This window comes from Coleofasciculaceae cyanobacterium (assembly GCA_036703275.1).
Lineage (GTDB): Bacteria > Cyanobacteriota > Cyanobacteriia > Cyanobacteriales > Xenococcaceae > Waterburya.
The window spans coordinates 189,484-202,467 of record DATNPK010000096.1 but is presented as its reverse complement, the minus strand read 5'-3'; the positions used below and the strand labels follow the sequence as shown (position 1 = coordinate 202,467).

Genomic DNA, 12,984 nt, shown 5'->3' with positions numbered 1-12,984 from the left:
AGCCTAATACTGTAGTTAAAAGTTATAAAGTATTCCTTGATTTTTTACCAATTTACAAAACGTTAAATTACATCTACATTAGATAACAAAACGCCTCTAAAGAAAGAGTATAGACCTATATGTCACTCAATTCCTAGAAGCGTTGACTGTTTAATTTAATTGGTTTTTAATCGCTGTTCAATCGGTTTGCTTAGAAACGGTTGTTTCGACCGCCACTTCGGTTTTCGCGCGGTTTGGCTTTATTAACTTTTAGCTGGCGATCCATCCATTCGGCACCGTCTAAAGCTTCAATAGCTTTATCTTCGTTGGCTTCAGATTCCATTTCGACAAAAGCAAATCCTCTTGGACGACCTGTTTCGCGATCGCTAGGAATATGAATTCGTTTAACAGTTCCATATTCGTTGAAGACTTCACTTAAATCTTCTTGACTAACTTCGTAAGATAAATTGCCTACGTAAATTGACATATTCTGAATGTATTCTCAATGAGTGTTGTGTCCAGAGAAACAGAATTATTGGAAAGAAATAGCTCAATACTTTACGGAAAAGACCATTAGATACTGGATACAAACTTAATCTTTAATCTGTTGATTCCCCACTTAGAATTTTAGCACTTTTATGAAAATTGAGACTTAAATCGCCTTATTTTATCTAAATAATTGCTTTGATGCTTGACGACTGTACAATGGAGACACTCGCAAGCCTTGTCTTGAAGAGGAGAAGAACGAGTGACTTTAATATTAATAATCATAAATTTATTGGTTTCTAATTCAAAGATCTAAGCTGACGATATTCGGCTTCGGTATACAAGTCGGCTGGATCTGTGACTCGATCTGTAAATACAATACCGTTAAGATGATCTAATTCATGCTGGAAAATACGCGCCACAAAATCGGTGAGGATTTCCTGATTTATTTCTCCTTGCTTAGTTGTGTATTCAACCTCAATTTCTTGATATCTAGGCACTAAACCTCTAACGTTAGGTACGCTTAAGCATCCTTCCCAATCTTTGACTACTTTTTCACCATGAGACAAGATTTGCGGGTTAATCATTGCAGTCGGTGGCATAGTTGGCGCATGAGGATAGCGATCGCTGGGATGAGAAGCAATGATAAACAGTCGATAAGGCTGAGAAATTTGTGGCGCGGCAATTCCCACGCCCGAATTGGCGATCGCGGTAGCGGTTAATAAGTCAATTAGCTCTATGATGGAAGGGTCTAAAATTTTATTTACGGGTTTAGCCTGGCTTCTGAGAATTGGTTGGCCTATTTGAGCGATCGCTGGAAGTTTATTCATGTTCATCAGCTATTAAATTAATTAGTAAGGTTTACTTGAAGAGTATTTTGTCTTGCAAAAAAGTTTTAACGATTGGAAATAGATAGTAAATATTACCGATCCCAATACAACTCAACTGATAAAATTTTACAAGAGAACTAATTGTACAAGCTGCTTCAGAAGCAACCTGTCTTGATTTCAAATCACCTTTACTAATTATCTAAAAAGAGTGACAATTTCCGCAGAACAATTATGGCAAAGAGTTCTAGAACTTCTCGAAGAACGGCTAAGTCGCCCTACCTTTGAAACTTGGATTCAAAATACTACTGTCGAAGATTTTAATGTCCACAGTATAACTATTGTAACTCCTAACGCTTTTGTAACAAGCCATCTACAAAAGCACTATGTCGGCATTATTTGTGACGCAGTAGCAGAAGTTATCGGCAAGCCTCTAGAAATTCGTCTCAAATCTCAACAAGGTGCAGACCTCGATTTTTTAACCGAACCAACCAATTTTGCTCAACTCCAGCAGGAATCTTCATCTGCTGCTAAAAATTCTCTTAAACCGAATAAATTAAATCCTAAATATACTTTTTATAGCTTTGTTGTTGGTCCGACAAATCGCATGGTACACGCTGCTTCTTTGGCTGTTGCCGAGTCTCCTGGACGAGATTTTAATCCTCTGTTTCTCTGTGGAGGTGTTGGACTAGGTAAAACGCATTTAATGCAGGCAATTGGGCATTATCATCTAGAAATTAATCCTGAGGCGCGGGTTTTTTATGTTTCGACTGAACAATTCACTAACGACTTAATTGCGGCAATTCGTAATGATAGTATTCAGACTTTTCGCGAACATTATCGCACTGCCGATATTTTACTAGTAGACGATATTCACTTTATTGAAGGCAAAGAGTATACCCAAGAAGAATTTTTTCACACCTTTAATACGCTTCATGAGGCAGGAAGACAGGTAGTTCTAGCAAGCGATCGCCCTCCACAGCAAATCCCTAAACTACAGGAACGCTTGAGTTCTAGATTCTCGATGGGCTTGATTGCGGATGTCCAAGTTCCCGATTTGGAAACCCGCATGGCAATTTTACAAAAGAAGGCAGAATATGAAAATGTTCGTTTACCGAAAGAAGCGATCGCCTATATCGCTAGTCAATATACCTCCAATATCCGAGAATTAGAAGGAGCATTAATTAGGGCGATCGCCTATATTTCTCTGTCTGGCTTATCGATGACGGTCGAAAATATCGCAGCGGCACTCAATCCTAAAGTAGAACAAATTACTGCCTCTCCAGAAACTATTCTGGAAGTATCAGCCGAGATTTTAAATGTCTCTACCCATGATTTAAAAAGTAGCTCTCGTCGTCGCGAGATTAGCAATGCCAGACATATCGCTATGTACCTAATGCGACAACATACAGACCTAAGCTTACCTCGTATTGGCGAAAAGTTTGGTGGGAAAGATCATACATCCGTCATGTATAGTTGTGACAAAATTGCTAAACTGCTCAGAAAAGATCGCGCCTTGAATCAGACCATATCTTTGTTAAGCGATCGGATTAACTTTGTTAGCCGACAAAAGTTTAAAACCTAAACTAATTTAACTATCGCAGAATTTTTTTCCACAGGATGAAACAGAAAATCTTAAGTTATCCACAGCTTATCCACAAAATCTTTTGATTTTCTCAATTTATCGACTAAATTAAGCGTTTATTATAGTCGATAACTAGAAATTAAAAACTAGTTACAGCAAGTGAACTATAGATTAGGACGTTAGTTATAAAATGAGCAAATATGCTATTAGCTATTAGCTATTTGCTATTAGCTTTTGATCGACGTGTCTTAACCTTTGCTTCGAGTGCCATACCACAGCATAATTAGACTTTTAAAATATACTCAACATTATCGTCAGTGTATTGTTTGACGAGAATTATTGAAAGCTTAATTTTGATAGCTTATAGCTTGGAGCTAAACATAGTACAATTGTTTGGCAATATCCCTAGATTCCGATTCTGAGATGAAAATTGTTTGCGCTTCATACGATCTGAAAAATAATCTGGTTCTGGTTAATCGTGCTGTTCCCTCTCGTCCAGAACCTGCGGTATTGGGCAACGTTTTAATCAAAGCTAGCGAGACTACTCAGAAAGTTAGCCTGATTGCCTTTGATGGTAGTTTGGGTATCAAGACTAGTTTTAATGCTGAGGTTGTTGAAGGCGGTGACATCACGCTTCCCGCCAAATTATTAAACGATATTGTCACTCGTTTACCAGAGATAGAAATTACTCTAGACGTTGCTGAGGATGGTTTTATGACGACAATCAGCTCAACTTCAGGTCAATTTCAACTAACAGGAATAGACGCAGCCGAGTTTCCTAATTTGCCAACAATTGAAGCGAAACAAACTATTGAACTACCTATAGCTGTCCTAAATAAAGGTTTGGGAGGATGTTTATTTGCTGCTTCGACCGAACTATCCAAACAAGTGCTTACAGGAGTTCATTTAAAAAGCCAAGGCTTGGGACAAGGTAATTTGGGCGATATTTTGGAATTCGCCGCCACTGATAGTCATCGCTTGGCAGTTGTAGCCACAGATCTCAATCCTGAAAACGCAGAATCTACTATAGAGTTACCAAAAATCGCCGTAACCATACCTGCCAAAGCATTGCGAGAGCTAGAAAGAATTGTAGGTGATGCTCAGACTACCGATTTGGTTAAAGTTAGTTTCGATGAACAGGTGATCGTGTTTGAATTGGGCGATCGCCTATTAACTAGTACAAAAATATTAGGAGACTATCCTACTTATGCACAACTGATTCCACAAAACTTTGCTCGCGAAATTATTTTAAACCGTAAGCGTCTCTTGAGCAGTCTAGAGCTAGTAGCGGTATTGGCACAGAAAAACAACTTAGTGAAATTTAGCATTAATAACGCTCGCGCCGAACTAGTTGTCTCGGCAGATGCTCAAGACGTGGGTAATGCCAAACAGTCTTTGCCAGCCGAAATTATCGGAGAAGACATCGAAATTGCTTTTAACATCAAATACCTAATGGACGGATTAAAGGCGCTTTCGACAACGGAAATAAAAATGCAGTTGAATGAATGGAATCAACCAGTTATTTTTAGTCCTTTGGGAGGATTAAAAATGACCTATCTAGTAATGCCTGTGCAAATTAGAAATTAAGCTATTTGTTGCGTCTTTTATAATCTAATGCTCGATCGTTTAAAATGCAAATCTATCTAATAGAAAATAGATTGTCATCTTGACTAATTAGGCATAACCTAGATTGATGATTATCTATTTTGTTTAAATTATTCTCTAAATTAGATAACTAAATTTTTATATTTTAATTTTATAGTTGCGGGTTATGTCCTACCAGTCAAAATTAGACCATCAATCTAGTAAACTAGTTAACCCAGCACAGCTATGTTTGTTGCTGTCGATCGCGCTTCATTTATTAGTCTTAAAGTTTGGTTTACCAACGATAAAATTCAACAACGATTCTGGCAAAAGAGAAGTTTCGGTTATTGAACTCAATCGAGAACAACAGTCTCGTTTACCAGATCTATCTCCTCAATTAAACGATCCAGCCAGATCAGATCCCAATAATCTTCCTGGTGCAAATAGCAGCGATCCTGCTGCACCTTTTGCCATTCCACCAAACTTAATTCCTGGCATAGGCAACTCCAACAATCTTCCTCCACTGACAATTCCGCCACCACCTATATTCGATTTTTCTAGCTTGCCACCCACAACCGATATTACCCGCCCTCCAGTCGGAGATTTATCCAATTTACCTCAACCTCCAGCAATTGATCCTTCGGACTTTAAGGTAAAACCGATTAAATTGCCGCCAAATACGGGTAAAATTCCCGCCCCACCTAATAATTTACCTACGTTCCCACAAAAATCTCCTCAAACAGATCGATCTCCACAAGCAACCATAAAACCAGAACAGAAGCCACAATTACCTGTAACTAAGCCTGAAGTTGAGCAACCAAAGCCAACTCCTGAGCAAATTGCCACCAAAAAAGCTGTAGAATCTCAAGAGCGCATTAGCAATTTAAGACAAAGCTTAACTAAGACAAATGCTGGTACTACTGATGAGGATGCCAGAAGAAACTATATTGCTTGGTTAGCTAAAGTAGAAGATATTGAACCAGATAAGATTGAAATTAAAGGTATTTATCCTAGAGATGCCTGTATCAAAAGACTCAAAGGAAGCAGCGTATTTGGTGTGGTTGTAAATACTCAGGGTGCAGTCGCGGCAATTGATTTAATTAAAGGAGCAGAATATTCGGTTTTCAATCAACAAGGAAGTAAAGATCTTAGCGATCGCATTTTTGCTAATAAGACGAAAAAGCCTAAACCCTATCAGGTGAAGGTTAATTATGAATATGATGCAGAGATTTGTCCATCTTTGACCTTGCCATCAATTAGAACGGAAGAAAAGCCAGAAGCTAAACCCAAATCACCAGAACCTAAACCTGCAAATAATCCCAAACCAGAGTCAAAAGTAGCTCCACCACAACCAAAAACTAAACCTGCGCCTAAACCGCAACCAGAAGCAAATCCTCAACCAAAACCAATACCCGCCCCTGCGCCTGAACCGTCGTTGCGCGATCGCTTGCGCAATATACCTTTACCCGAAAGAAAACCTTCAGACTATAAAAATAATCTACCAGAGCAACCTAATTTTCAAAACTAATAAAAATTAATTTTGAAAAATATAAAGCAAAAAAATCTTCGCCCGATAAGCCCAAAGAATAACTTTTGGTGAATAAAAAGACGAAGTAAATTTGCCTTTTGATTACAGACTTTTGATTACACATTTGTCACCGCCGAAAGCGGAGTACCGTTAACCAGAATATACTTCTGTTTAACAAAAATTTTTTAGTTTGTCTTGTCCAGAAATATACTCAGTGAATCAAATTTAGACAGCATTCATCTAGGTTAAGCAAGCATTTGTTTCAAACATCAAATAGACTGATACTACAAACTAACAATAATCTAAGCGTTAATCATTCATCACAATCGCGTATTTTTGTTGTCGCATCTAACTAACTTAACTTCAAAATTACTAGCTACTTTAATAGATATTGACACTAAAAGTTAGACTAAGATGTCTATTGAGTTAGACACAGATTTACCGTAAAAACTAGTTATTTTGATTGAGCATTGGCTTCAGCCTCTCGATCTATTTCAACTAACTCGATTTTTTGCAAGTCAACAGAAGTCTCTTTCTTAACTTGTTCTTTGAGATCGTTCATGCGTTTAATTTGACGAATTGGCAGGTTGGCAGTCAAGGAAGTCATACGCTGATCGTTAGAAAGAGAAAATTCCATTTCTTCTCGATCTACCTCAACATAGCGAGCGACTACATCTAAAATTTCTTCACGCATTGCCTCCATTATGTCTGGATTAATGCTGGCGCGATCGTGAGCAATAATCAGTTTTAAACGGCTTTTAGCGTGATTTCGACTGTTAGCGTTATTATTCCAGGGAAAAAGCATTTCCAGAAACCTTTTAATCATGTTTAACACGGTTTGCATAGGGAAAAACGAACATAATCAATGGTATTGATCCACAAAAGTGTTTAACCTTGTCTCAAACCAATGTCTTGTTTATTGACCAATAGTTAGATAGTCAGATTTAGCTCTGTGAGCTTACAGAGTAATTTCTAACTAACCACCAAACATTCGACGTAGACGAGACAAAAGGTTTCCCTGATTTGCCATCAAGTCAAGGAATGGTACCTTTTCTCCTTCTAACCGCCGAGCGATGTTTGAATATGCCTTTGCAGGAACAGATTCAACATCTCCCAAAACTAAGGGTTCTCCTCTGTTGGTAGCTACAATTACTTTTTCATCATCAGGAACAACGCCGATTAAAGGTACGCCCAATAATTCCAACACGTCTTCTACACTCATCATTTTGTTTTCCTCAATCATCAAAGGTTTGACTCGATTGACAATAAGGCTGATTTTATTAACACCTTCTGCTTCTAGTAAGCCAATAACGCGGTCAGCATCTCGTACCGCAGCAACTTCAGGAGTTGTGACGATTAAAGCTTCTTCGGCAGCAGAAATAGCGTTGCGAAAACCTAGTTCAATACCTGCTGGGCAATCAATGAGAATGTAATCATAACCTTTAGCCAAAGCAGTAGCTAGTTTTTTCATTTGCTCTGGCTGAACCGATTCTTTATTGCGATTTTGCGCTGCTGGAAGCAACACTAAACCTTTAAGGCGTTTATCCTTAACCAAAGCCTGTGCTAAGCGGCATTCTCCAGCCAGTACGTCTATGGCAGTATAGACTACACGCTCTTCCAGTCCCAGCAACAAGTCTAGATTTCTTAATCCAAAATCAGCGTCAATGAGAGCTACAGAACGATTATGTTTGGCCAGTGCAGCTCCCAAGTTGGAGGTAGTTGTGGTTTTACCAACTCCTCCTTTACCAGAAGTAACAACAATTATACGACTCATATTACTTGCTTACGATTTGTGTAGCTGTAGTTATTTTGCTTGGTTTTTTTCAACCCATGCCTTTTTTGATGATGAAAAAATATAGCGTTTAGCGAACCCTGAGGTATTAGCTAAACGAATTCCATCTATAGTGATGAAAGCCAATTCTGGTGATAAGCATCTAGGTCTTAATTTAGGCGCTCGAGCAACAGCATCGGCAATCCGCAGTTGAGTAAATTCCATTTGCAACGCCGTAATTCGACATTGATGGTTTCCTTGCGCTCCTGCGTGGGCAATACCCCGCAAGCGACCCCAGACTAAAATATCCCCCGCTGCGATCGCTTTTCCGCCAGGATTTAAGTCACCAAAGATCACAATTGTTCCAGGATGACGTATTTCGACTCCAGAGCGAACTGTACTTTGTAAATATAGTGGCTCTGCCAGGGTGGGAGAGATAACATCTTTTAAATCAGTCTGATTCTCTACTAACGGTTGGGCAGAAATTTTCTGCTGTACAGAGTAACCGCTAGTAGCAGCAGCTACCGCCGTCTGCCTTCGATTAGTACTAACTGTTGACAGAGAAAGTTTGACATCATTAAGAGTTTCGGCAATGGTTTGTAGTTGTCTAGAGTCAAGCAGCCGATCTTTAGCAACTAAGCACACATTTGTTCCTATCTGCCAAGACTGCTCCTTGGTTTTTAACAGATGTTTTAGTTCTTGCCAAGTTTCTGACCAAGGTAAATCAGAATTTATTTCGGCTTGAGTCGGCAGAATCAGTAGGATCTGTTCACCGTCGTTTTTTAGGTAAATTTGCGAATAGCGACTAACTAGAGGAGACGAATCAGGTAGATCGTCAATTTTATCCAGAGAGATAGTAGGCTCGAAAGTCATGCAACAATCCCGATCATCCGTATATCTACGTATATCTACTTTTTAGGTAGTTCTGTTTTCACGCTTCACATATTAACGTAAATTTCTCTTGATGAAAGATTACAAGTTTCTTAAGCGATGCCAAGCAGCAACTAAACTATCTCGATCGCCTACATTGCCTGGAAATAAAACTACTGGTAAGTTGGGAAATTGGGGATGAGTCGCCTCGGTACGAACCACGGAACATCCTGGTAAAATTTGTCCTAAAAGTCTAACTAGCGTTAGGTTTAAACCGACACTGAGTACGTCATTAGAAGTAATTCCACCTTTACTAATCAAAAACCCGATTGACTTTGGCAAACCACGAACTACATCCATGAGAAGTGCAGAAACAATTGTGCCAAATTCTAAACGCTGTTGAATATTAACAAAGCTTAATTCTTGACGGCTGGTATAAATAACGGGAGTTTTTTCCTGAGCAAATATCTGGTTCACTGTATCTAAAGTTTCTTGAAGAATCGTATTTCGATCCTGAGGGCGATCGCGCAAACGCACTACATCAATCTCAATTCCAGCTACCCGATCTTGTTGCAACAGTTGGCTTAGCTGTTGTGTGGTTTTCTGTACATGAGAACCTACTAAAACTATCCCAGGGTTGTTTGTTGGTCGATAGCGCGCCATCTTTTCTGCTGGTGTTGGCTGTTGTCCTAACTGTGCTAAAGAACTTAGTAAACTAGCGGCAGAACGAAACAAAAAACGTTTACCTTCGCCTGTAGCCTGTAAAACTGCTTGAGCGAATAAATCAAAATCTGCTTGAGTTTCTCCATCCACAACCACACATTGATTGTTCGTTAACTGTAATAGGCGTTGGTAAATTTGACCACTGCGAATATCAGACAGGTTAAATTTAACCACCTGGGAACTAGGAATCTTGCCCTGAGTTTTTTCGGCAACGTAGTCAGGAAGACAGCTATGACTATAGCCAAACACCGAGTCACGAGCAAACTCTGTTTCGGCGACAGGAGTTTTTACTCCATCAATTAAGAGATAATGAGTGTGATCGACGGTAATTCTGCCTCCTTCAAAAAAAGCAGGAGTCAAAAAATGAGCATCAAAACCACCTAGCTCTTCAGCAATTACATCAGTTTCAATGGGATAGTGTCCCCGTAATGTGGAGTCGGAACGACTAACTATTAAAAAGTTTTTGATGCCTATCTCGGCGATCGCAATTTTTAGATTGTGACAGATTTCTTGAGTAATTGCTGCTGCTTCATCAGGACTCATTGCCCTGGTATTACTGAGGATGAAAAAAATCGGCACGCTATCGAGTAAGCCTGTAGTTAAAGTTGCCACATCCCACTGCATTAATAGCAAACAACCATGTACCGTCTGAGATCCAGTCGGATCATCATCAATCACAATTATCTTTGGTTGATTTTGGTTCATAATTTTTTAACAAAGTTTACGGTTAGTCATCTTTTTTTCAACTCAATTTGAATATTTTATACAGTTTGCTAAAACTGAGTTAGAATGCTGGCAAAAAGCAAAAACATCAGATTTATCAAGCTTGCCAAACTGTTCGAGTTGCTAGAAAAGCTACAACAGTTTGGCTATTACTTATTCTTTCACTAACTTGTCACTTACCAGGACGTTAAAGCCGTCCAGAGGAACTTATCATCGTGCGAATCCCCCTCGACTATTACCGTATACTGAGCGTACCTGTCAAAGCTACTCCAGAGCAATTAGAGCAAGCTTATCGCGATCGTCTCCTGCAACAGCCCCGCCGTGAATATAGTGAACCAGCAATTTTAGCTCGTCAAGAATTAATTCAACATTCCTATCAAGTTTTGTCGGACTTAGGGCAAAGAGCAACCTATGATGCTCAATTTTTGCTCAATATACAGTCTTGGTCAATTTCTGAGCCACAAGAAGAAGCAGTGAAAGCAGCCGACTCAGAAATTGTTGAAGTTGTTGAAGACGTTGCCACAATTCCTCTAGCAAATCCGACAATTGAAATCCCCTCAAATCAATTGATAGGAGGATTGTTAATCTTACATGAACTGGGTGAATACGAGCTAGTTCTCAAGATCGGAATTGATTATTTTAATAACCAACAATTCGATTTGCGATCGCAAGAGCAGGATGAAGTCTCGATTGATACTACCAAAGAGGATCTAATTCTTTCTTTAGCTTTAGCTTATCTAGAATTAGGTCGCGAACAATGGCATCGAGGAGAATATGAAAATGCTGCTGTTTCTGGTCAAATGGGGATAGACATACTTAACCAAGAAAATTTATTTGCTCATTTAAAAGAAGAATTGCAGCTAGATTTATACAAACTACGTCCTTATCGAGTTTTAGAATTAATTTCTCAAAATTCTGCTCAGTCTGCTGAAAGAGCCAAAGGTTTTAAATTGCTGCGAGAAATGCTGCTTCAACGTCAAGGTATAGAAGGCAAAGGGTCAGATCGCTCTGGTTTAAGTTTCGATCAGTTCTTGTGTTTTGTGCAACAGCTAAGAACCTACTTAACCTCAGCCGAACAACAGCAACTATTTGATCGCGAAGATCAAAGCGATTCGGCGATCGCTAATTATTTAGCAGTTTATGCGCTTTTGGGGCGAGGATTCAGCTTAAAACAACCAGAACTAGTTCTGCGCGCCCAAAGAAAACTAGATAGTTTGAGTGAACAACAAGATGTCGGTTGGGAACAGGCAATATCGGCTTTGCTATTGGGACACACAGAAAAAGCGATTGATAAACTAAAAAATGCTCAAGATACCAGCAAAGTAGAGCAGGTTCAGCAACACTGTTTGGGTAGCTCAGATTTATTACCAGGATTATGTTTTTATGGCGAAAAATGGCTACAGGAAGATGTTATTGCTCAATTTAGCGATTTAGCAGCAACTCAATTAACTTTAAAAGAATATTTTGGCGATCGCCAAGTGCAAGACTATTTAGAAGAATTAGCCCCGCCAGCCACATTTACTACAGCCAAAGCGTCTATAGCTAAAACTCCAAAACAGCAAAAGTCTATTGTTGAAAGTGGCAATCAGTCTGAAACTGCGCTCAGAAGAATTAGGGCTTTATGGCGAAATTTTTTTTCTGCCGAAAAAGCAGCCTCAGCTAGAGTCAGGTCATCAAACCACGTTGCCCAAGCTCAAACAGAGCTAGTCGGTGCGGCTACCACTCCTTCAAGTATAGGAACTGCAACCATTGAGCGCAATCATCGAGTTGCGCCAGCTACGTCCGAACCAGGATATCGTCCTGTTCCACCAAATCGTAATACTCCTAAGCAAAATTTTCCAGCCAAGAAGTCTCTTTCGCTACCACTTCAACCTCAAGCCCAAACCAGAGCTGTTGGGCCATCTGTTATGCAAAAAGCGGAGGGAACAGCAAAACGCAGAGTTTCGCGTCAAAACAAGCGCAGTCCTGCTACCATTTGGCAAGGCTGGTTGTTTGTGATTAGTTTAGTTGTTGGCGTAGGTACGCTGGGATATATTGCTATGAAGCTGTTTCTTTCTCCCAGCATTAAAACGGCTAACGAGGCACAGTTGATGATTGCCGTCGATCAGCCCACTATTGAGTTACCATCCAAAAAGACCATACCCGTTGCAGCTCAACCAAAATTAACCTTTGCCGAACAATCGCAGCAGCTGATTGACAACTGGTTGAGTAGCAAATCAGCAGCTTTTGGCAAAGAACATCAAATTGACCAGTTAAATAATATTTTGGCAGAACCATTGTTGACTACCTGGCGCGATCGCGCTGCTGCTTATCAAGCAGGAAATTTTTATCGGGAGTATCAGCATAATCTGATCATGCGTTCGGCAACGATTAATCCCAGCGATCGCAACAAAGCAACTGTAGAAGCGGAAGTTCAGGAAATCGCTAAACATTATCAATCAGGAAAGTTAGATAATGCTCAATCCTATGATGATAATTTATTAGTCCGCTATCAGCTTGTGCGTCAGGGGGAAAAATGGCTAATTCAAAATGCAGAAGTGTTGAAAACACTCTAGCAAAATCATCAATATTTTTTAGTTGGTGATGATTAATCGTGGATTGTGATTAAATTTTGCTTCGGCAATTTCATTTTTTGCTCTAACTGCCAGCTATTACCAAATCAATATACATAATACATATAATACCTGTTTTCTGTTTTAGTCGAAGGCGTAAAAAAGCGATCGCGCCAAAAGCTAATAGCTGTAAGTCTAGAGAAAATCAAAAAATAACTCAATAGAGCCAATTAGTATTCACCAGAAAGCATTAATTACAAATGGTGTGTTTTTACACCAAATTACAGAGTTCAGAAATGCCATGAAAAAGATAAAATAGTTTCGTTGATATCAAACATTAGTCAATAAAGGATAAT

The 12,984-nt window shown here is 39.3% G+C and carries 10 protein-coding genes; 4 read left to right on the top strand and 6 right to left on the bottom strand.

Annotated features, from left to right (window positions below):
• Positions 1–190: 190 nt before the first annotated feature.
• Both V6C71_20140 and def read right to left on the bottom strand, forming a co-directional pair.
• Positions 191–466 (bottom strand): RNA-binding protein, encoded by a 276-nt coding sequence (locus V6C71_20140; GenBank protein HEY9770768.1) that lies wholly within the window; start codon positions 464–466, stop codon positions 191–193.
• Between the two features lie 298 nt (positions 467–764).
• Positions 765–1,295 (bottom strand): peptide deformylase, encoded by a 531-nt coding sequence (gene def / locus V6C71_20135; GenBank protein HEY9770767.1) that lies wholly within the window; start codon positions 1,293–1,295, stop codon positions 765–767.
• Between the two features lie 208 nt (positions 1,296–1,503).
• Here def and dnaA point away from each other — a divergent pair, with 208 nt between their 5' ends.
• The 3 genes from dnaA (at position 1,504) to V6C71_20120 (ending at position 5,989) form a co-directional block, all read left to right on the top strand.
• A complete protein-coding gene (gene dnaA / locus V6C71_20130) occupies positions 1,504–2,877 on the top strand; it encodes a chromosomal replication initiator protein DnaA (GenBank protein HEY9770766.1) in 1,374 nt (457 codons plus the stop codon).
• 423 nt (positions 2,878–3,300) lie between these two features.
• A complete protein-coding gene (dnaN, locus tag V6C71_20125; GenBank protein HEY9770765.1) occupies positions 3,301–4,464 on the top strand; it encodes a DNA polymerase III subunit beta in 1,164 nt (387 codons plus the stop codon).
• Positions 4,465–4,648: 184 nt separating this feature from the next.
• On the top strand, positions 4,649–5,989 hold the full coding sequence (locus V6C71_20120) for a hypothetical protein (GenBank protein ID HEY9770764.1): 1,341 nt from the start codon (positions 4,649–4,651) through the stop codon (positions 5,987–5,989).
• Between the two features lie 454 nt (positions 5,990–6,443).
• Here V6C71_20120 and minE read toward each other — a convergent pair whose 3' ends face one another.
• From minE to V6C71_20100, 4 genes are all read right to left on the bottom strand, one after another.
• A complete protein-coding gene (gene minE / locus V6C71_20115; protein HEY9770763.1) occupies positions 6,444–6,815 on the bottom strand; it encodes a cell division topological specificity factor MinE in 372 nt (123 codons plus the stop codon).
• A gap of 150 nt (positions 6,816–6,965) precedes the next feature.
• On the bottom strand, positions 6,966–7,763 hold the full coding sequence (gene minD, locus V6C71_20110) for a septum site-determining protein MinD (protein HEY9770762.1): 798 nt from the start codon (positions 7,761–7,763) through the stop codon (positions 6,966–6,968).
• Positions 7,764–7,793: 30 nt separating this feature from the next.
• A complete protein-coding gene (gene minC, locus V6C71_20105; GenBank protein HEY9770761.1) occupies positions 7,794–8,633 on the bottom strand; it encodes a septum site-determining protein MinC in 840 nt (279 codons plus the stop codon).
• Positions 8,634–8,732: 99 nt separating this feature from the next.
• The gene (locus V6C71_20100; GenBank protein ID HEY9770760.1) at positions 8,733–10,058 is read right to left on the bottom strand and encodes a four-carbon acid sugar kinase family protein; all 1,326 of its coding nucleotides are present in this window, start codon (positions 10,056–10,058) and stop codon (positions 8,733–8,735) included.
• A 233-nt stretch (positions 10,059–10,291) separates the two neighbouring features.
• Here V6C71_20100 and V6C71_20095 point away from each other — a divergent pair, with 233 nt between their 5' ends.
• Entirely contained in the window at positions 10,292–12,631 is a 2,340-nt protein-coding gene (locus tag V6C71_20095; GenBank protein ID HEY9770759.1) for an IMS domain-containing protein, read from the top strand.
• Positions 12,632–12,984: the final 353 nt, after the last annotated feature.

Bases quoted from the DNA above. Each gene is read 5' to 3' on its own strand.
- V6C71_20140 (HEY9770768.1), bottom strand. From the start codon at position 466: ATGTCAATTTACGTAGGCAATTTATCTTACGAAGTTAGTCAAGAAGAT.
- def (HEY9770767.1), bottom strand. From the start codon at position 1,295: ATGAATAAACTTCCAGCGATCGCTCAAATAGGCCAACCAATTCTCAGA.
- dnaN (HEY9770765.1), top strand. From the start codon at position 3,301: ATGAAAATTGTTTGCGCTTCATACGATCTGAAAAATAATCTGGTTCTG.
- V6C71_20120 (HEY9770764.1), top strand. From the start codon at position 4,649: ATGTCCTACCAGTCAAAATTAGACCATCAATCTAGTAAACTAGTTAAC.
- minE (HEY9770763.1), bottom strand. From the start codon at position 6,815: ATGATTAAAAGGTTTCTGGAAATGCTTTTTCCCTGGAATAATAACGCT.
- minD (HEY9770762.1), bottom strand. From the start codon at position 7,763: ATGAGTCGTATAATTGTTGTTACTTCTGGTAAAGGAGGAGTTGGTAAA.
- minC (HEY9770761.1), bottom strand. From the start codon at position 8,633: ATGACTTTCGAGCCTACTATCTCTCTGGATAAAATTGACGATCTACCT.
- V6C71_20100 (HEY9770760.1), bottom strand. From the start codon at position 10,058: ATGAACCAAAATCAACCAAAGATAATTGTGATTGATGATGATCCGACT.